The organism is Pontibacter litorisediminis (assembly GCF_029360645.1).
GTDB lineage: Bacteria > Bacteroidota > Bacteroidia > Cytophagales > Hymenobacteraceae > Pontibacter > Pontibacter litorisediminis.
Window position 1 is genome coordinate 130,679 of the sequence record NZ_JARDUA010000004.1, and the last position, 18,670, is coordinate 149,348.

General features: G+C 51.4%; 17 protein-coding genes. 4 read left to right on the plus strand and 13 right to left on the minus strand.

All coding sequences use genetic code 11. The annotated features are described in order from the left end of the window. Positions 1–37 precede the first annotated feature (37 nt). Genes PXG97_RS14030 through PXG97_RS14040 form a run of 3 tightly spaced genes read right to left on the minus strand, consistent with a single transcriptional unit; the run spans position 38 to position 2,962 of the window. Positions 38–409: a hypothetical protein gene (locus PXG97_RS14030; RefSeq protein ID WP_276498392.1), complete on the minus strand. Its 372-nt coding sequence runs from the start codon at positions 407–409 to the stop codon at positions 38–40. Then, the gene (locus tag PXG97_RS14035) at positions 406–915 is read right to left on the minus strand and encodes a DUF4385 domain-containing protein (RefSeq protein ID WP_276498393.1); all 510 of its coding nucleotides are present in this window, start codon (positions 913–915) and stop codon (positions 406–408) included. Before PXG97_RS14035 ends, PXG97_RS14030 begins: the two co-directional genes overlap by 4 nt. Beyond that, entirely contained in the window at positions 884–2,962 is a 2,079-nt protein-coding gene (locus PXG97_RS14040) for a cation:proton antiporter (RefSeq protein ID WP_276498394.1), read from the minus strand. Before PXG97_RS14040 ends, PXG97_RS14035 begins: the two co-directional genes overlap by 32 nt. Positions 2,963–4,118: 1,156 nt before the next feature. Between PXG97_RS14040 and PXG97_RS14045 the strand changes: the two genes are divergently transcribed. Both PXG97_RS14045 and PXG97_RS21500 read left to right on the plus strand, forming a co-directional pair. Further along, positions 4,119–4,574 carry a transposase gene (locus tag PXG97_RS14045; protein WP_276498395.1) on the plus strand — a complete coding sequence of 152 codons (456 nt, stop codon included), beginning with the start codon at positions 4,119–4,121 and terminating at the stop codon, positions 4,572–4,574. Further along, complete coding sequence (locus PXG97_RS21500) at positions 4,532–4,915, plus strand: transposase (protein ID WP_420851791.1); 384 nt, start codon at positions 4,532–4,534, stop codon at positions 4,913–4,915. The genes PXG97_RS14045 and PXG97_RS21500 overlap by 43 nt, the downstream gene beginning before the upstream one ends. A 126-nt stretch (positions 4,916–5,041) precedes the next feature. Here the strand turns inward: PXG97_RS21500 and PXG97_RS14050 are convergent, their stop codons facing one another. The 9 genes from PXG97_RS14050 to PXG97_RS14090 form a co-directional block, all read right to left on the minus strand. Beyond that, on the minus strand, positions 5,042–6,655 hold the full coding sequence (locus tag PXG97_RS14050; protein ID WP_276498396.1) for an Ig-like domain-containing domain: 1,614 nt from the start codon (positions 6,653–6,655) through the stop codon (positions 5,042–5,044). A gap of 75 nt (positions 6,656–6,730) precedes the next feature. Beyond that, a complete protein-coding gene (locus tag PXG97_RS14055; protein ID WP_276498397.1) occupies positions 6,731–7,618 on the minus strand; it encodes a class I SAM-dependent methyltransferase in 888 nt (295 codons plus the stop codon). Next, the gene (gene mnmG / locus PXG97_RS14060; protein ID WP_276498398.1) at positions 7,619–9,481 is read right to left on the minus strand and encodes a tRNA uridine-5-carboxymethylaminomethyl(34) synthesis enzyme MnmG; all 1,863 of its coding nucleotides are present in this window, start codon (positions 9,479–9,481) and stop codon (positions 7,619–7,621) included. Between the two features lie 64 nt (positions 9,482–9,545). After that, positions 9,546–9,974 (minus strand): rRNA maturation RNase YbeY, encoded by a 429-nt coding sequence (gene ybeY / locus PXG97_RS14065; protein WP_276498399.1) that lies wholly within the window; start codon positions 9,972–9,974, stop codon positions 9,546–9,548. Continuing rightward, entirely contained in the window at positions 9,958–10,383 is a 426-nt protein-coding gene (locus tag PXG97_RS14070; RefSeq protein ID WP_276498400.1) for an ATP-binding protein, read from the minus strand. The genes ybeY and PXG97_RS14070 overlap by 17 nt, the downstream gene beginning before the upstream one ends. A gap of 30 nt (positions 10,384–10,413) precedes the next feature. Continuing rightward, the gene (locus PXG97_RS14075) at positions 10,414–13,725 is read right to left on the minus strand and encodes a DUF4175 family protein (RefSeq protein ID WP_276498401.1); all 3,312 of its coding nucleotides are present in this window, start codon (positions 13,723–13,725) and stop codon (positions 10,414–10,416) included. 140 nt (positions 13,726–13,865) lie between these two features. Next, positions 13,866–14,627, minus strand: coding sequence for an exodeoxyribonuclease III (locus PXG97_RS14080; protein ID WP_276498402.1), 762 nt, complete (start codon positions 14,625–14,627; stop codon positions 13,866–13,868). 155 nt (positions 14,628–14,782) lie between these two features. Continuing rightward, a complete protein-coding gene (locus tag PXG97_RS14085; protein WP_276498403.1) occupies positions 14,783–15,145 on the minus strand; it encodes a hypothetical protein in 363 nt (120 codons plus the stop codon). A 93-nt stretch (positions 15,146–15,238) separates the two neighbouring features. Beyond that, positions 15,239–15,592 carry a carboxymuconolactone decarboxylase family protein gene (locus tag PXG97_RS14090; protein ID WP_276498404.1) on the minus strand — a complete coding sequence of 118 codons (354 nt, stop codon included), beginning with the start codon at positions 15,590–15,592 and terminating at the stop codon, positions 15,239–15,241. A 96-nt stretch (positions 15,593–15,688) separates the two neighbouring features. Here PXG97_RS14090 and PXG97_RS14095 point away from each other — a divergent pair, with 96 nt between their 5' ends. After that, entirely contained in the window at positions 15,689–16,375 is a 687-nt protein-coding gene (locus PXG97_RS14095) for a ComF family protein (protein WP_276498406.1), read from the plus strand. Between the two features lie 129 nt (positions 16,376–16,504). Beyond that, the gene (locus PXG97_RS14100) at positions 16,505–18,025 is read left to right on the plus strand and encodes a malate:quinone oxidoreductase (protein WP_276498407.1); all 1,521 of its coding nucleotides are present in this window, start codon (positions 16,505–16,507) and stop codon (positions 18,023–18,025) included. 99 nt (positions 18,026–18,124) lie between these two features. Here the strand turns inward: PXG97_RS14100 and PXG97_RS14105 are convergent, their stop codons facing one another. Further along, entirely contained in the window at positions 18,125–18,601 is a 477-nt protein-coding gene (locus tag PXG97_RS14105; RefSeq protein WP_276498408.1) for a DUF4265 domain-containing protein, read from the minus strand. Between the last annotated feature and the right edge of the window lie 69 nt (positions 18,602–18,670).

Sequence of the window (18,670 nt, forward strand, 5' to 3'; positions counted from 1 at the left end):
AAAGATACGTTTTTTACCTTTCGTAGGGTTTTACTTTTTATTTTGATGCTGGCTTTTTGTGCAAGTTTCTGAACCCATACCTGTACGCTTTACTGTCTTTGTATAGCTTCAGTACGGTGGCCCTGGCAGGTTTGCTGATGCTGTCGCCCTTTGTGGCAAATGCTGAAAACCGCTCTTCGCCTTTACCTGAAACAGCTGTTGGCATAAACATGTACTTTACCTCGCCACCTTCCACTTTAAAGTATACTGCCCCTGCGTTAGCTGATACATAAGTCAATTTATCATGTATGTCAGATGTATGGAAAATCGCTGAATTTCGCCTCCCTCTCTCCTTTACGCTGTAGTGATTCCAGCTATTGAACGATATAAAATTCAGCAATGCAGCAGCTATTGCGTATGGCTTCTTCATACCTTATACTTTGCCTCAAAGGCTGCCTTCATGCTTTTATACTTCTCATCTTGCTTTGCCTGCTCCCACTTCTCCTTAAATATCGCTGCAGATGCTGCTTTTACCGAGTCTGGGTCCAGGGGCAGTTCTGTCCTGCCATGGGCGCCGCTTTGGCCTTTCTTATCCTCCGGTACAGGCCCTTTGTACTTCTGCCCGCTACGGTGGTTGGCGTAGCGCCTACTGCGGGTATAGCCCATCTGCAGAAACTTTCGGGCCATGTCTGCGCCTACAAAGTCGTTTTGCTGCAGGTACTCCAAAAACATCTGGTAAATTTTTTCGCTCGACTCCCGCGCCACTTCCGGAGTGCGAAAGCGCCAGTGCGGCAGTATTTCCGACTTGTACGGCTCTACCAACAGCACCCCCTGCTCCCCTTTGCCCACCCGGTACAACCCGGGCTGCTGCCTGAAATCTATTTTCTTAAAGTCGAGGTCGTAGTTAAATGTCGTCGTCTTCGCCTTCTTTGCCATAAGCTACCGGTACGCTTTTTATCGGCACCGTCTGGTGCAGCGGATACTGCTCCGGATACAGTACGATAAAACTGTTATCCTTATAGTCACGCGACAGCACACGTGGCACATAATCCAGGTTACTGTTATAGGACACTGTCCCCCTTCTGGCTGAGATCACGATCACCATGTCATCCTTCTTCAGCTCCGACTTCATGGAGGCAAATTCGTTCACCGCCTTGTAGGGGCTATAGTCTGCCTCTATGGTTGGCTTGGTTTCCCTCACCGCCGTCCTGATCTTATTTAACGTACGTTTGCGCCCTCTAAAGATCACTGGCGCCCCTAACTGTTGCGACAGTAGTTTCACGCTTCGGATCCAGCGGATAAAGCCCCTTTCCAACTCAGCGTTGGTAGGTACTATGACAACGATGCGGCCAGTCGTGTTCAGCGGCTGGATGATCTTGCACACCAGGATCATCTCATCTGTGTTGTCCAGCAAGTTGTCCAATACGGTTCCAAAGATGCGGTCGCGGGTGGTGATTTTAGCGTTCCACCCTAGCACCACCTCCGTTATCATGAGCTCTTTTATAGACCGCAGTATACCGCTGGCCACGTTCACGTCCAGCTTCGACACCAGCTGCACATCATTATCAGTGGCCGAGGCGTGCGTTATGGCCTCCTGCAGCATCTTGTTCTTTTTGTAGATATCCTCCTCGGCGTGCTCGTTGTCTATCACTACCGCCAGCGGATATATAGGCTCCTTGTGGTCCGGGTTTTTCAGCATCACCGCCAGGTCTATTAGCCGTTCGATTGTCTTGGGGTTCCCGATCGGCACCAGGATCCTGTCCGGTTTCTGGCTAATGTCCGGTTTTCTGCGGCTTTCCTGTATAGCCAAGGCCCGCCCTACTTTCTCTGTCGAGAACGAGCTCACCATACTTGACACAAGTATAAGCACCACTGCTCCGTTCAATGCGCTCTCATCTATCAGGCCTATCTCATATCCTGCCAACACTACTGCCAACGTAGCCGCCGCATGGGCACTGCTCAGGCCAAAGATCAGGTTGCGCTGCAGTATGCTAAATCCGAATATCTTTTGCGTGATAAAAGCAGCCGCATATTTTGTCAGGGGGGCCAGCACGACAATGGTTCCGGCTATGAGCATGGCATTGGTATCTGTGAACAACACCTTCAGGTCTACCAGCATTCCTGTACTTATCAGGAAGAAGGGGATAAAGATGTTGTTGCCCACAAACTCGATCCGGTTCATCAGGGCGGATGTATGCGGGATGAGCGGGTTCAGGGCCAAACCTGCCAGAAAAGCCCCGATGATGGCCTCCATGCCTGCCACCTCTGATAGAAAGGCGGCGGCAAACACCATTGTCAGCACAAAGATATACTGAGCGCCTTTTTCGCCTTCCAGCTGCTTAAACATGTAGGAAGCTATCTTCGGGAACACCCACAGCACCAGCGTCACGAACAGAAGCATGCCTGTAATCATAATGATCCAGAAGGATGCCCCTGTTTGCCCCTGCGTTGAATTAATGATGATGGCCAGGACAAAGAGCACGGCCGTGTCCGTTATCAGTGTACCGCCTATTGTTAAGGTAACAGCTTCGTTCTTGCTCAGGCCCAGCCTGCTGATGATGGGGTAGGCCAGCAGTGTATGGGGGGCAAACATACTGGCCAGCAGTATTGCCGGTTTTATACTATAGTCGTGCAGGTACAGAAACACCAGCGTACCCACTGTAATCGGTATGATAAAGGTAAGCGTACCGAATACCAAGCTCCTTACCTTATACCTTTTGAAATCGATCATATCGATTTCCAGGCCCGCTTGAAACATGATGTACAGCAAGCCCACTGTTCCAAACAAGACAATGCTTGCATCCCGCTCCAGTATGTGCACGCCGTTTGGCCCTAGTACCACCCCTGCTATGATCAGACCCACTATCCCTGGTATCCGGAACTTTCCTAGTATGAATGGCACAAACAAAACCACCAGCAGCACGAGCGTAAAGATCAAGACTGGTTCATGGAACGGGAGCGTGAGGTCTACATTCAATAGCATAGTTTACTTTGTTGGCTGTGGTCTTCTGGCTTTCATGTTTTAAATATACAGATTTTCTGCTTGTGTACCTCCCCTGTGTAAGGCCCCCGATCCGTTTCACACGTCCTTTTCCCGAGCTTTCCACACTTTACGACTCTTAATAATCTTTATAAGATTATTTTCTAAAAAGAATCTTCTTTTGTTTTTAGGGCTGTTCATAAGTTGACAACTTTACTCAGCATTGTGTACTGCTTAAAACTTGTTTACAGTTCCTGTGTTTTTCACCAACCCTGTGTGTACAGTGTGAATTCTATCAATTTCTGTCCGAGCAGGTTAAGGTGTTTTTCCACTTTTTGCCCTTTTGTGTGTATTTCTTTATAAACAAGAAACAAAAAGGTGGAAAACAGCTGTGTGTAAGGGAAATTATACACCTGTATCCACTTTTTACCCGCTGTGTAATCCTTTTTCTGGTGTGTAATTTATGGGCGTGTAAGTTATCCCGAGTGTTACCCACCCTTTTCCACATGGTTAACCACAACTTTGTGGATTAGTGAATTTTTTTCTGCTGGAGCTTATTTACTACCCAATTCTGCTTCGCTTATCCTTTGTTCTTCTCCATATTCTTCGCTTTGCTGCCGTTTATAACCTCCAGTCTCAGGCCTTACACAGGTGTAAGTTGTCTTCCTGTTTACGCATGTAGCCATCCAAGGATTGTATGTGTACATTCCACCCTTTCTGTTTTGTTATCGCCCTTGTTCTGCTTGCTCCGGAGTTCACGCCGAAAAGAAAACGGTGAACCGCTGTCTTCACTATGCGGCGGAGCTGAGTTTGGGTATCGTAGGAAATTCGTATGAGTTGGAGGGAGGGAGCGTGCCCGCTGTTCTTGATTTGTTTCGTTGCCTCAGAGTCAAAGCATTTTTTGGCTTTGCTTCTTCTTTGGTGAATCTGCTTTTGAGCAGCTGAGGGTTTAGGTTTTCGTAGATCTATTATCATGCTCTGGTCCCCTTGCGGCGTTATGCTTTTGCTTGTTTTTTCACTGACGGCGTTGCAGGCTTCTGCACTTGATTCCACCGCAACATGAGCAGCTTTTATAACCAGCAGTGAGGGCTGGCTGTGTCCGAAAAATGGAATTTAGTTAAAGTGTCTGTGGTTGTGGCGCTTTTAGGGGAAGCAGCAGATGAGTCACGGCAGATGCGAGCTAAGTCAAGGGCAGTGGGAATTGGTAAAAGGTGAGTTGCCGCAGCCACTCATCAGAAAAGACGGCAAGGGCAGGCCCCGCAGGTCGGACAGGGAGCTGCTCAACGGCGTTTTCTGGATTCTGTGCTCGCGCAGTCCCTGGCAGGATTTGCCGGCCAAGTACGGGCCTTGGCAGACCGTGTATGACAGGTTCAGGAAATGGCAGCAGCTGGGCGTGTTTGAGCGGGTTCTAAGCAAACTAAGGCTACGCCTGCAGCAGGATGGTTACCTTGACCTGAATACCTGGTTTGTCTACGCCACAATCAATAAGGCGCATAAAGCAGCAGCGGGGGCTAAAAAAAAGAAGCCCAGGCCCCAGGTAGGTCCAGGGGCGGCTTCTCTACCAAGGTGCACGTGCTATGCTGTGGGAAGGGCTTTCCGCTGCAGGTGCTCCTGACTGGTGGACAGGCCGGGGAGGCGCCACAGTTTCTCAGGCTCCTGGCGCTGGAAGAGAAAAAGCTTAAAGTAGTGTTGGCGGACAAAGGCAATGACAGCCAGCCTATCCAAAAGGCGCTGCGGGAAAAGTCAGTAAAGGCGCAAATTCCGGAAAGAAGCCTTGCCCAGGTAAATAAGAGCAGACGAAAAGGCAGGCCTCCTAAAGCGAGCAAACAGGTATACAGGCAAAGAAATTTCTTCGAAAGACTCTTTGGCAGACTCAAAGTAATGAGGCGCTTTGCCTGCAGATTTGATAAGCCCGCTGACCGCTATCTGGCTTTTGTTCAGCTTGCCTTTATGTGAATCTATCTCAAACCTTATTTTTCGGACACACCCTTGGTTGTCTTCATGGGAGTTTTTGTTTGCCAGACATTTGAGACATAAGAAAAGGAGAGGCTTTCGCTTCTCCTTTCCTGTTGGTAGTGCTATCTAAAATTTCAGGTCAATGTCTTCCAGTTCCCAGTTGGCTCTTACCTCCACTGTCGTTGGGTGCATGTACACCGGTTCTGGCTCCCGCTTAAACTCCGGATCTGCTTTGTCCCATTTGCCGTTTCCATTTTCATCAATAAGCACACGCAGGTAGTAAGTACCTGGAGCAACGTTGCGGAACCGGAAATTCTTTGCCGCACTGCGCTCCTCCACCACTTTATAGTCGGTTGTCAGAAGTTGTAAGGTATAGGAGGTGTAATCAGTCGCGATGTTACCGCTCAGGCTGCCGGTGGTGCCTTTTCCTTCTATAATTGCCAGATCCAGTGGCGGGAGGGCAATAGCCGCTCCCTCTAGTGGTTGTATGGCTGTGCTATCTAACGCTATGGTCAATTGCCTGATGTTGCTGCCGATGCTTGGGATGTCGAAGCTGAGTTCGGTGTTGGTTTGGTCCAGCTTTACCTGTTCTGGGTATTGAAGCTCCTGCACCACTACGCTATCAGTCATAAGCCTTACTGGTGTCTTACCGGCTATACGTACAGGTGTCTGCAGCTCCACCACTATCTGCTGTCCTATCCTGTACCCTGCATTCTGGCCGCTGTTCATAACTTTTAGCGCCGCGCCTTTTATGCGTGTGGATGGTTTGCCTGTAAACGCTATTTCCAGTGTGTCTGACGTGGAATTGCCCGAGGAATCAACAGCCGCAAGTATGGCTTTTCCACCCGAGAAAGCAGCGGTTTTAAACAGCTCGATTGTCTTGCCATCAGGTAATGCTTTGCTCATAATGGTATCCTTTGCACCAACTGGCCTGGCGTAAAACCCCTGCACGCCTTCGTTGTATCCTGCTACAAACCTATCCGTAAATTTCCCCCGGTTCAATAGGATTGGCTTCTTTGTATCGATTCTTACCGTCTGCAGTTTTACGGTATCCGTTGCTGGTGTTATGGTGATCGGCTTGGCCAGATAAGCTATTCGTTCCTCCTCGGTATCGTAGTAGCTGTTGTTGTTTTTGTCAACTAGCGCATACATGCGGTAGTTGCCTTCCTTCACATTCTCAAGCTCAAACCTGCCTTGGGCATCCGTAGAGGTGAGATAGTAGGGGCGGTTCTTACGCACGCTCAGGGTATCCTCTGCCTGGTAGAGCAATACCAGTGCCTCTTTCTCCGGCGTCTGCTTCATCAGGTTCACCACAGTTCCGCTCACGCGGCTGGAGTCTATAAACGAGCCGGTACTAAAGGAGAGCTTTAGCCCTTGTGCCTTGTTTTTTTCGGTGATGTCTGTGATGCCGTTCCGGAAGTTAAAAGTATAGGTGGTGCTGTCCCGCAAAGGCTTTTCAAATTCCAGCGTCAGCGTGTTCCTGTTCGGGATAACCTTGTAAGGGTTGTTGATATTCGGGGTGATGAGCAGCTCTTTGTTCAACGTATTCTGCTGAACCTCTTCATCAAACTCCAGCACAACGGTGCGGGTATCCACATTCAGTTGCTGGTCTTTTGGGGAGCTGTTCAACAGTTTTGGCGGGGTTTCATCCCTGGGTCCTCCCTGCGGCGGGCTTTGGGTGGCGCAGGCTACCATACCTGTTGCCATGCTTGCCGCGATCAGTGCTCTAATTAGCTTCATGTGCTGTTTTGTCTTCAAATTAAAATAGGCAAACTCTCGCTTGCCTATCCTATTCATCATGCAAATTTGACGTTATTATTTTCTTTTTGCTACAAAAATCAGACTAGAATAATCGTTGCCGTTCTTTTCGGCGTAGCTATTCGAGCGGTACCCGTTCATTACGCTAGTCAGCATTTTAGCCTTTCCCTGCTTATGCTTTTCACTCAGCATGCTCACGTAGTAAGCATCGAACTTCATGGGCAGCACTTCCTCTAGTTTCATCTTGTGCTTCTTCAGAAAGCGCTTCATGGTTGGCTGCGTGAAGTGGTAGAGGTGGCGCGGCACATCATAAGCTGCCCAGTTTTCCTTGTACTCCTGCGCATCATGCGAGTCAGCATTGGGTACCGCAATGATCATGGTGCCATCCTCCTGCAGGTGCTCCAGCAGTTGTTCCATCGTCTCGTTCAGGGTATGGATATGTTCAAGTACATGCCACAGCGTAATCACTTCGTATTTCTCCCCCTCTATGTCCTCGAGGCTGGCTGCTATGATTTCCCCTGTTTCTTCAGATGCTGTTTGCCGGGCCTTTGCGTTTGGCTCTATGCCCCTTATTTCCCAACCATCCTTTTTGCAGGCAGCCAGGAACACCCCTGTGCCGCAGCCATAGTCCAGAATACTGCCCTTTACCGGTGCATACTTGTTGACAAGGTCCACCTTTTGCTTGGTGGTGATGGAGCGCACTACATGGTATGCTCTGTTGATAATTCCATTGGTTGTGTTCGAGTGCGAGATGTACTCGTCTGATTCATAGTACCTGCCTATGCTCTGCACGTCTGGCCTTGGGTTGGTAAACTTAAAGGCGCAGTTCTCACATTCCACAATCACAAAGCTCTCTTTAGAGACAGCATTATCGGTTACTACTAAAAAGTTTTTAAAGGCTTCTTTGCCGCAGATCGGGCATTGTTCCAGTCTTTCGTAGCTCATTTATTTTCCCAGGTATACCATTAACACGGATATATCAGCCGGTGACACGCCGCTGATCCTGGAGGCCTGGCCTATGGTTTCCGGCTCCACTTTCAGTAGCTTCTCCTTCGCTTCTTTAGATAACGCAGGGATGTCGCGGTAGTTGATTTTGCCTTTGATACTATAATTTTCCAGTTCGCTCATCTTGGCGGCCATGGCATGCTCCTTCTCAATGTAGGTCTCATACTTCACCTGTATACCTGCCTGCTCTACGCTGTCTTTAGCGAACTTGCTCAGGTACTCTGCCACGGCCGGCACTGCTCTTGCGATGTCTTCTATCTCTACATTCGGGCGCTTGATCAGCTGCCCTGCCCGCTGCTTTTCTGCGATCGGGGCGGAGCCGTGCTCCTCCAGCATGCTGTTGATATCTCCAGGCTCGATGGGCTTGTTATTTAAGTAGGCGATGATTTCTGCCGTTTCTGTGATCTTCTTATCCACAGCTTTCATACGGCTCTCATCAGCCAGGCCCAACTCATACCCAAGCTTTGTGAGCCGGATATCCGCATTATCCTGGCGTAGTAGGATACGGTGCTCGGCGCGTGAGGTAAACATACGGTAAGGTTCATCGGTGCCTTTGTTCACCAGGTCATCAATCAGCACGCCGATGTAAGCCTCGGATCTCTTTAGTATAAACGGTGCTTTGTCGTTAATCTTGTTATGCGCATTGATTGCCGCCATCAGTCCCTGGCAAGCTGCTTCTTCATATCCCGTAGTGCCGTTTATCTGGCCGGCAAAGTAGAGGTTCTCCACCAGCTTTGTCTCCAGCGTCAGGTTCAGCTGCGTTGGCGGGAAGAAATCATACTCTATGGCGTAACCCGGGCGAAACATCTTGGCATTCTCAAATCCTTCGATCTTACGCAGCGCCTCGTACTGCACGTGCTCCGGCAGGGAACTGGAGAAACCGTTCACATATACTTCCACGGTGTTCCATCCCTCCGGTTCCACAAATATCTGGTGGCGGTTGCGGTCTGCGAAGCGATTGATCTTGTCTTCTATGCTGGGGCAGTAGCGTGGGCCTAAACCTTGGATGCGGCCTTGGAACATCGGTGATTTCTCAAAGCCTGTCTTCAGGATCTCGTGTACTTCAGGGTTGGTATAGGTGATGTAGCAGCTGCGCTGTTGCTGCAGCGGAACCGTGTCGGTGTAGGAGAACTTGCTTGGGTTCTCATCCCCGAACTGCTCCTCCATTCTGCTGTAGTCGAGTGAGCGGCCGTCTACGCGAGGAGGGGTTCCGGTTTTCATACGGCCTGCCTCAAAGCCTAATTCTTTCAGTTGTTCGGTTATGCCTTTGGCAGATTTCTCGGCAGAGCGACCGCCTCCCATTTGCTTCTCTCCGATGTGGATAATGCCATTCAAAAACGTGCCATTCGTTAAGATAACGGCCTTTCCACGGATAGTTATCCCCAGGCTGGTATGCACTCCTACCGCCTTCCCTCCTTCTACTTCGATGCCTGTAACCATCTCCTGCCAGAAGTCCACGTTCTCCGTTTGCTCCAGGCTCAGGCGCCAGGCTTCGGCAAAGCGCATACGGTCGCTCTGCGCCCGCGGGCTCCACATGGCCGGTCCCTTCGACTTGTTAAGCATGCGGAACTGGATCATGGTTTGGTCGGTAATGATGCCGCTCATGCCGCCGAGGGCGTCCACCTCACGAACGATCTGCCCTTTGGCCACGCCGCCCATGGCCGGGTTGCAAGACATTTGGGCAATGGTGTTCATGTTCATGGTTGCCAGTAGCACCTTCGAACCCATCTTTGCTGCGGCCGCCGCGGCTTCACAGCCTGCGTGCCCAGCGCCAACAACTATAATATCGTATTCTGGAAACATGTAATCTGGTTTTAGAGATGTTTCACGTGAAACATCAGCAGCGGATTGGTAATTCCGTTAGAGGTTAAAAATTACGCAAAGATAAGGAAGAATCTTCTTCTTTACGCATAAGTGCCTCTTGCTCTTCCGTCTTATCCTTAAAGCCCAACAAGTGCAGCACACCATGGATAAGAACGCGGTGCAGCTCATCTTCAAAAGCGGTGCCGTGGTCGCTGGCATTATCGTAAACACGGTCTATGCTAATAAAAATATCACCTTCAATGATGCCTTCCTCGTCGGCATTATCGAAGGTGATGATATCAGTGAGCGTGTCGTGGTTGAGATATTCAACGTTGATCTCGTGGAGGTAATCGTCGGAGCAGAAGATGTAGGTCAGGTTACTTAGTTCCTGGCCGTGGCGTTCTATGATACCTGCAATCCACTCCGATACCTGCTCTGGGTTTTTTAGCTCGAAATCAACGTCCTCGCTAAAGAACTCAATTGGATGATCCATTCTCAGGGATAGGGATATTAAAAATTAGCTGTACTCGTTTTCCTTCGTCTAAAAAATTAACCTCGTCGCAAAGGTTGCGCATCAGGAAGATGCCACGGCCTCCCGGGTTCTCCAGGTTTTCCGGTGCGGTTGGGTCAGGAAGGCTTTCATAGTCAAAGCCGGGGCCCTCGTCAGCCACCTCGAAAAGCAGCTTGTTCTCCTCTACCTGCAACGTCAAGTAAACGTTCTTGTCTTTATCAAACTTGTTGCCGTGGCGGATGGCATTGTTTACAGATTCCGTAACGGCAACCATGATGTTGCCATAGATGTCATCTTCAAACTCAAACTCATCTTTAGAGTTATCGATAAAGCTTTCTATTACTCTGATGTTTTCGATTAGAGATGGAATCTGAATTTTAACCTGATTCATATTAATCGTTAAGTGTAAAATAGGTGCTTGTTATTTACTTATGTTATTGAAATACTCATTAACCTTCTGCTTGTAGTAAGGTGAAAGCGCAGGAGGTATGGTTTTCAGTAGCTCTGTCTGTTTCTCTTTTGCCTTTAAATACTTCTCGAAAGATGGGGGAACCCGGCGAGCCATGTCCTGTGCTGTCTTTGCCTCGCGTTTATTGTCCAATTCCCGCTCCCTCGCAGACTTCTCTGCCTCCAGCAAACGAGTCAGGATTTCGCGCTGCCGCTGAATGGTTTGCTCAGTCAAACGTTTATTAACGAGATCAGTTTCGCTTTGTTCCATCAACTTGCTAATATTTCCCAGGTTGCCGTTCTGCCCCTTTTCGCCAGGTTTTGCGCCCTGTTTCTCAAGTTCTTTCAAGGCATTACGCAGCGCCTCCTGCTCCGCAGCTAATTTAGCTAATTCTTCAGATAGTGCCTTGCCTGACTTGCCTCCTTTTTTCAGATCTTCGATTTTTTTGTTCAATTGCTGCTGTAACTCCCCCATGTTACCGGGCATGGGCTTATTGCCTTTTTGCTTTCCGGCCATGCCGCCCTGCATTTGCTGCATCGCCTGCTGCATCTGCTTCAGGGCATCATTGAGCATCAGGGCAAGGTTGTTCATACTTGTCATGGCCAGTTGCTGCTGCCCGGTGGCCTTGCCCAGGTTGCGGTCACGGAGCTCCTGCATGCTGTTGTCCATGCTCTGGTTCATGGCGGCCACCTCGCGGGTCACGAACGACTCGATCTGAAATACTTTTTTGGCCAGGGCAAACAAGCTGTCCTCTATCACCTGGGCGTTGTCACGGAGGCTCAACTGCCGCTGCGACAGCTCCACAAAGCGGGGGTCGCTCTGGTTTACGGTGCGAAACTGCTTCATCAGCTCCTCCTGGTCAAAGGACAGCGTGATCAGGTTCTCGAGAATGTCGCGAAGGTTGTCGAGGTTTTGCTGCATTCCGGACATGCTCATGCTGCTCTTCATCTCCTCCATCTGCTGGGCCATCTTTTTCATCTGCTGCCCCGCCTTCTGCTGCGATTCGCTGGCCTTTTTGTTCTGGTTCTTCTGGAGCTGCTCCTGGCTCTGCTCCATCTGCTGCTCTATGCCCTGCTGGTTCTGCTGCTGTTGCTCTTCGTTCAGCGGGTTTGGGTTGTCTAGTTTGTCATTGAGGTCCTTGAGCTCTTTCAGCTGCTCCTTTACGTCCTCAAACTCCTGCTGCAAGTCTTTCTGCTGTTCCTGCAGTTGCTGGTTGCTTTCCTGCTTTTGCTCCGTTTTCTGGGCCAGTTGCTCTTCCTTCTCCCCCATCTCCTCCAGCTTGTTAGCGATATTGTCGAGTTTCTGCTCAAACTGCAGCTGCTTGAAAAGCTCCAGCGCACGCTCCAGCTCACGCTCCAGGTTCTTCTCGCGGTTATCGAGCTTGCTCAGCAGTTGTTGCAGGTCCTGGTCTCTGGGCTGCTGTTGCTGCAGGAGCTTCTCCAGCTCTTCGTACAGCTTTTTAGTCTCCGGGTCGAGCAGGTCATTCATGAGCTTCTGCAGCTCCTGCGCCTTCTCGGCTAGCTGCTTGTTGGGCTCGTTCAGCATGTTTTGCTTTTTGTTGAGCTCCTCAAACAGTTCTTTCATGGAGTTGATGTCCTGCTCCAGCTGCTTTTTCTTCGCGGCAAGGTCCTCGAGCTGTTTCTTGTCCTGCCAGTTCAGGTCGCGCTTCGTCTTCAGCTTTTCCTCAGATTTGGAGAGCTCGCGCTCCAACTGGTTGGCGCGCTCCAGCGTCTTGCTCATCTGGCTGGCCACCGACTGCGAATTGCTGTCCAGTTCTTTCTGCAGCTCACGCTTGCTTGGTAGCCGCAGCTCGAAGGTGCGGGTGCGGGCACTCTTGGGCCCGCGGATGCCGTCGTTGTCCCATACCTGCACAAAGTACTCCAGCTTGTCGCCAGGCTGCAGGTTCAGGGCGGCGGTGTTCCATTGGTAAAAGTAGGTTTGGCTAAGCTGCTGCTTGTTGAGCGGCAGTGCCTGGCTCTTGTACTTGGCCTGCGGAGTTTTGTCGTTGGTGACGCGGTACAGCAGCGCCAGGCGAGTCAGTCCGTAATCATCCGAGACGTCACCGCCCAGCACCATAAAAGAATAGAGTGCCGTATCCTGGTATTGATCCAGACTGATCTGCGGGTTTCGGTCCGGAATAGTGGTGATCTGGTAGCTGATAAGCTCTTTGTTGGCGCTGTGCCCGTTGCGAAGAAGGATGCTGTAGTTCTGGCTTTGGGTAAAATCCTTGCTGGCGGCAAAGGTGTTGCCGTCTTTCTGCGCGGTGAGACTTTCCTCTGGCTCCTCAAAGGCAAGTTTTACACTGTCTGTTTCGGAGGTGGAGAAGTTCCAGGTAACCGTGGTGCCCTCCGGCACGGTGGCGTTACCTGTGTTCTGGATCTCCTCTGGCTTTCGCTGGAGGTACTTGGGGTACTGCACCAGCATCCGGAAGTCTTTCAGGTTGGGCCGCGCGAGCAAATTTAAAGTATAACTGCCGGAGAAGAATCCGGAGCCTTCCAACTGGAAGGCCACTGGGCGCTGCAGCTGCTTAAATGTATAGGTATAGCTGCCGTCAGCGTTCTGGCTCAGTTTCTGACGGCGCCCGTTGTAGTTGATATATACTTCGCCGGGCACCGTCTTGCCCTGCACAGCAACGATCAAAGTAAAGTCCTCGCCGCGGTAGGTCCGCAGTTCCTCGTTCTGCACCACAAAATCAAAAGGGGCCTGCGGGGTATAGTGTGTTTTAAAGTTGATGATACGCTCCGTGCCCTGCACAAAGATGGCAGGATACAGCAGCAAGATCAGGAAAGCCACCAAGGCAGGCAGGGCAATGTACTTCAGCAGCGGCTTGTTCTCGCGGTACGAAACAGCCTCATTAAATTTAAAGGAGAGCATCTGCTGGCTGCGCTGGGCGATACTTGCCCGGATGAGCTCATTGCTCCGGTCCTGCTGCTGCAGTTGGATGGCATTTAAAAGCTTGTCGCGGATCTCAGGAAAATAGGCACCCACCTGCTGCGCCGCCTGCTCATCCGATAGCACCCGCCGCAGCCTTATCAGTGCAGCCGCCGGCAAGGCAATCCAACGCACAAACACATACACCACCGCCGCCACAAAAGAGAACAGCAGGAAAGCCCGCACATACTCCGGGAAGTAGAACATATATTCCAGCAGGCTGTACACGATATAAACAGAAAGCAGGAGCCCAACCGCGAAAATCCCGCCCCGCAACAGCATGTTGAGGTAGAATTTCTGCTTGAACTCCTGCAATTGATGCAGCAACTGATCTAGTGCATCGGTATGTTTCATGTATGGCTGTTACAAGGTTAAGGCATGGCGGCTACAGTTGTAAGTTAAGCAAACAAGCTTAAAGCATTATGCTACAGGATGTAAAATAATTCTCTTGCCTGAAGTATAACTGAGCAACAGCGCTCTTTAGTATACCTCCCCTACTCTAACTCCAGCAGCACCGGGCAGTGGTCCGAGTGCTTGGCCTCGGTAAGTATGGCGGAGCGCTTCAGGCGGCTGCGCAGGCTTTCGGTGGCCATGTTATAATCAATACGCCACCCCAGATTTTTGTTGCGTGCGCCGGCCCGGTAACTCCACCAGGTATAGTTATGCGGCTCCTGGTTAAAGTGTCGGAACGTGTCGATAAAGCCGCTGCCCACCAGTTTGCCCATCCACTCGCGCTCCTCCGGCAAAAAACCTGAGCTGTTGGCGTTAGATTTTGGGTTGTGGATGTCAATGGCTTTGTGGCAGATGTTGTAGTCGCCGCTCACCACCAGCCCCGGCAGCGTCTGCTTCAAATCGCCCACGTAGCCATGAAAGTCATCCATCCACTGAAACTTGAACTTCTGGCGCTCCTCGCCGCTGGAGCCCGAAGGCATGTATACGCTCATCACCGACACATCGCCGTAGTCTGCGCGCAAAACGCGGCCCTCCATATCATAGCAATCCATGCCGCAACCCACTTCTACGTGCTGCGGCTTCTCCTTGGATAGGATGGCCACGCCACTGTAGCCTTTCTTCGCCGCCGGGTGCAGGTACACATGGTAGCCCATATCCTCAAACAACACTTTGTCGAATTTAGATTCATCGGCCTTTATTTCCTGCAGGCAAAGCACGTCCGGGTTAGCGGCCTTCAGCCAGGTATCGAAGCCTTTGGTAAGGGCGGCACGGATGCCGTTCACGTTATAGGTAATGATTCTCATGGGTGAAAAAAGGGTGGCAGGTAGTGCGGCCCCTACTTCTTGCCTGCGTCTTTCGTCAGGAAAAAGAGGGAGGAAACAAGTATAAACTTCAGGATACTGTGCTTCGACATAGGAAAATAGCCTCGTGTGCCGCTCTACCCGCTGGGGGTTATGTGTTAAGAATTTGGTGTTCGGATCTCGTCGGCACGGTTAAAGTACTCGATCACGTGCCATTTCAGCATTTTCTCCTGCTCTTTGAGGTTCGCAAAAGGGATAGACTTGACGGCTTTGAAATGCGGCCAGCCTTCTTCGTCGCGGCCCGTGAACTCGTAGTAGCCCGACTGAGCGAAGACGCGGCAGGTGGCAATGTGCATCAGGTCCTGCTTCTCCTCTTTGGTAAACTCCCGGACGCCCATGCCCAGTTCCTGAATGCCGATGAGGAACAGAATGGCGTTCATGTCCGGTTTCTTGCCGAAGCGCTTCATCAGATCAGCCCGCAGCTGCGTCCAGTTGTGTTCCAGGTTTTCGCTATCGTACATAAGCTAATTATTAATAGTTAAATCGTTGATCCGCACGAAGTATAAACCTGTAGCTTCTGAATCAGCAATTCAATCCTATAGCTATTTAACAGATTATTCGGCAGAGCCTCTTGCTTTCAGCTCCTCCCAGTACTCCACGGCGCGGCGGAAGTGCGGGATCACGATGGAGCCGCCCACCAGATTGGCAATTGAGGATACCTCCATAAACTGCTCGTCGGTTACGCCTTCTTCGTAGCACTTGCCCACATGGTACTTGATGCAGTCGTCGCAGCGCAACACCATAGAGGCCACCAGCCCCAGCATCTCCTTTGTTTTTACGTCCAGGGCACCCTCCATGTAAGTGTTGGTGTCCAGGTTAAAGAAACGCTTGATCACTTTATTGTCGTAAGACATAATGCGCTCATTCATGCGCGTGCGGTAGTCGTTGAATTCTTCTACTAAGCTCATTGTTAGGTTATTCTTGATTAGGATGACTGTTTATGTAGTCTAAGTATAAAGTTACGGCAAAATCATCAGAATACCTTAAACCACACTTGCCTGCAAATGTTCGAAGACCTGCTGAGCCTGCTGTTCCCGGAAAGCTGCTATGCCTGTGGCGGCTCCCTGGCGCGCGGCGAGACGTATATCTGCACCCCTTGCAGCGTAAGGCTGCCTTACACCGATTTCCATGTGCACGGGGCCACAGAGCTGAACCCGCTGCAGCGCAGGTTCTGGGGCAAGGTGCCGGTACGGTTTGCTTTCTCCTATTTATACTTTATGCCGAAGGGGCGGGTGCAGCGGCTGTTGCACCAGCTCAAGTATAAAGGGGCCAAAGAGCTGGGCGAGCACCTGGGGCAGCGCTACGGCTCCCTCCTCTCCGACTGCCAATACAGCAGCCAGTTCGATGTGATTGTGCCGGTGCCGCTGCACAAGTATAAGCTGCGCCGCCGCGGCTATAACCAAGCCGAAAGTTTTGCCCAGGGCCTCTCCCAAAGTATGGGGGTGCCGATCAGCGTCTGGGTAATGATACGCACCATCCATACCAGCACCCAAACACGCAAGAGCCGCCTCGACCGCTGGCATAACGTGGGGCAGGTATTTGAGGTGGCCAGGCCGGAGCAGGTGCAGGGCAAGCATGTGCTGCTGGTGGATGATGTGCTGACGACAGGCGCCACGCTGGAGGCCTGCACCCGGGCTTTGCTGGCGGCCGGCGCCGCAGAGGTAAGCGTGGCCACCATTGCGGCAGCTTAAAACACGGTGCCTGGCAGCCATCCTCAAGGGCAGTTTCAGAAGATCTTCACCCTCAGCAGATTTTTTTCGTAGTCAGATTACGCGCTTTTGCCGCCTGCTTGGCTGTAAACAAAAAAAAGAAATTTGACTATGAGAGAGAACAAAGACGCTGCGGCTAACAAAGAGACGGATGTAGTGCTGATCGGCGCTGGGATTATGAGTGCCACGCTGGGCATGATGCTGAAAGAGCTGCAGCCAAACCTGCAGGTAGAAGTAATCGAGCGGCTGGACGTGGCCGCTGCCGAAAGCTCCGATGCCTGGAACAATGCCGGCACCGGCCACTCGGCCTTCTGCGAGCTGAACTATACACCCGAGAAACCCGATGGTTCCATAGATGTGTCCAAGGCGACCAAGATAGCTGAGTCGTTCGAGATCTCGAAGCAGTTCTGGGCCTACCTTATCAAACACGACATCATTGAACTGCCTACTTCCTTTATCCGGAACATCCCCCACATCAGCTTTGTGTGGGGCAACGACAATGTCAATTTCCTGCGGAAGCGCTACGAGACCATGGTGAAGTGCCACCTGTTCGACGACATGCTATACTCTGAAGACCGGGAGCAGCTAAAGGAGTGGATACCGCTGGTGATGGAAGGCCGTGACAGCGCGGAACCTGTGGCGGCTACCCGCATGGACCTGGGCACAGACGTGAACTTCGGGGCGCTTACCCGCAGCATGTTCGACCACCTGCAGAAAAAGAGGGGCGTGAAGATGCACTTCGGGCATGAGGTGCGGAAGCTGAAGCAAACAGACGATGGCCGTTGGCGCATTACGGTGAAGGACTTGCAAACAGGCGATAAACGCAAGGTGTATACCCGCTATGTGTTTATTGGTGCCGGCGGCGGGGCACTGCCGCTGCTGGAGAAATCCAAGATACCGGAGGGCAAAGGCTACGGAGGCTTTCCGGTGAGCGGACAGTGGCTGCGCTGCATTAACCGCGAGGTGATAGAGCAGCATGAGGCTAAGGTATATGGCAAGGCTGCCGTTGGCTCGCCGCCTATGTCGGTGCCCCATTTGGATACACGCTACATTAACGGAAAGCGCGAGTTGCTTTTCGGGCCATACGCCGGTTTCTCCACGAAGTTCCTGAAGAAAGGCTCCTTCCTGGATCTGCCCAAATCCATCAAGCCCACAAACCTGCGCCCCATGCTGTCGGCCGGTATACAGAACATGGCGCTCACCAAGTACCTGATCGACCAGGTGCGGCAGTCCCCACTGGACCGGGTAGAGGCGCTGAAAGACTACTTTCCGAACGCAAAATCAGAGGATTGGAAATTGGAAGTAGCCGGCCAACGGGTGCAGATCATCAAAAAAGACCCGGATAAGGGCGGTGTGCTGGAGTTCGGAACAGAGGTAGTGAGCGGGGCAAACTGTACCCTGGCGGCCTTGCTCGGGGCCTCGCCGGGAGCCTCCACGGCCGTGTCTATCATGCTGGGGCTGCTGGAGCGCTGCTTCATGCACCGCATCAACACCGAGGAGTGGCAGGCGAAACTTAAGGAGATGATCCCGTCTTACGGACAATCTTTGGCAGAGAATCCGGAACTGCTGGACCGTGTGCGGTCTTATACCAGCGAGGTGTTAGGCTTGGTGCCAGCAATCGAGAAAGAATAGGGAGTATGATCAAATTATGCAGCAAGGGCAGGGAATCCTTTTGATGATTCTCTGCCCTTGCCTCTGTAACAGGGTAAGGTAAAGCAGTGAAGGCCGCAGTTAGCTGCTCGTCTGCTCGCGGTGCACGTCCGACAAGGAAGGCTCGGCATACTCTATTTCCTCTGCTGCCTCCAGGTCGTCCAGCAGTTCTTTTACCACAGCGTAGTTGATGTTCAGGGGCACTTCCAGCACAAAGAAGTCCTCATTCACCTCCACCGACACGCATCCTAGCTGGGCAAACTTCTTCCGTATCTCCAGCAGCGGCGTCTCCTCATTCTGGCGGATGACCTGTATGGTGGAGTTGCCGGATGGTGTTACGGTCTCCTTGTACAGCAAGCCCTCCTCCATAGCATCAAACTCGGCGCGCACCACATCATCAGTGGCAATGAGCGGCACGTAGTATGGGATGCTGTCAATTTTGTAAAGGCCCTGCTTTGCGTCTACCTCCTGCGCCCACAGGGTTTCTACCAGTTCCTTGTTAAAGAGCTCGCTGTGAAAGCGGAAGATGATTTTGTGGCCTTGTTGTTTCTCGCTCATGTATGAAGGAAGTATAAAAGTAAAAAGCCCGAACGTTAGCCCGGGCTTTTTATATGAGATGGATATTTT

Bases quoted from the DNA above. Each gene is read 5' to 3' on its own strand.
- PXG97_RS14030 (WP_276498392.1), bottom strand. From the start codon at position 409: ATGAAGAAGCCATACGCAATAGCTGCTGCATTGCTGAATTTTATATCG.
- PXG97_RS14035 (WP_276498393.1), bottom strand. From the start codon at position 915: ATGGCAAAGAAGGCGAAGACGACGACATTTAACTACGACCTCGACTTT.
- PXG97_RS14040 (WP_276498394.1), bottom strand. From the start codon at position 2,962: ATGCTATTGAATGTAGACCTCACGCTCCCGTTCCATGAACCAGTCTTG.
- PXG97_RS14045 (WP_276498395.1), top strand. From the start codon at position 4,119: ATGAGTCACGGCAGATGCGAGCTAAGTCAAGGGCAGTGGGAATTGGTA.
- PXG97_RS14050 (WP_276498396.1), bottom strand. From the start codon at position 6,655: ATGAAGCTAATTAGAGCACTGATCGCGGCAAGCATGGCAACAGGTATG.
- PXG97_RS14055 (WP_276498397.1), bottom strand. From the start codon at position 7,618: ATGAGCTACGAAAGACTGGAACAATGCCCGATCTGCGGCAAAGAAGCC.
- mnmG (WP_276498398.1), bottom strand. From the start codon at position 9,481: ATGTTTCCAGAATACGATATTATAGTTGTTGGCGCTGGGCACGCAGGC.
- ybeY (WP_276498399.1), bottom strand. From the start codon at position 9,974: ATGGATCATCCAATTGAGTTCTTTAGCGAGGACGTTGATTTCGAGCTA.
- PXG97_RS14070 (WP_276498400.1), bottom strand. From the start codon at position 10,383: ATGAATCAGGTTAAAATTCAGATTCCATCTCTAATCGAAAACATCAGA.
- PXG97_RS14075 (WP_276498401.1), bottom strand. From the start codon at position 13,725: ATGAAACATACCGATGCACTAGATCAGTTGCTGCATCAATTGCAGGAG.
- PXG97_RS14080 (WP_276498402.1), bottom strand. From the start codon at position 14,627: ATGAGAATCATTACCTATAACGTGAACGGCATCCGTGCCGCCCTTACC.
- PXG97_RS14085 (WP_276498403.1), bottom strand. From the start codon at position 15,145: ATGTACGATAGCGAAAACCTGGAACACAACTGGACGCAGCTGCGGGCT.
- PXG97_RS14090 (WP_276498404.1), bottom strand. From the start codon at position 15,592: ATGAGCTTAGTAGAAGAATTCAACGACTACCGCACGCGCATGAATGAG.
- PXG97_RS14095 (WP_276498406.1), top strand. From the start codon at position 15,689: ATGTTCGAAGACCTGCTGAGCCTGCTGTTCCCGGAAAGCTGCTATGCC.
- PXG97_RS14100 (WP_276498407.1), top strand. From the start codon at position 16,505: ATGAGAGAGAACAAAGACGCTGCGGCTAACAAAGAGACGGATGTAGTG.
- PXG97_RS14105 (WP_276498408.1), bottom strand. From the start codon at position 18,601: ATGAGCGAGAAACAACAAGGCCACAAAATCATCTTCCGCTTTCACAGC.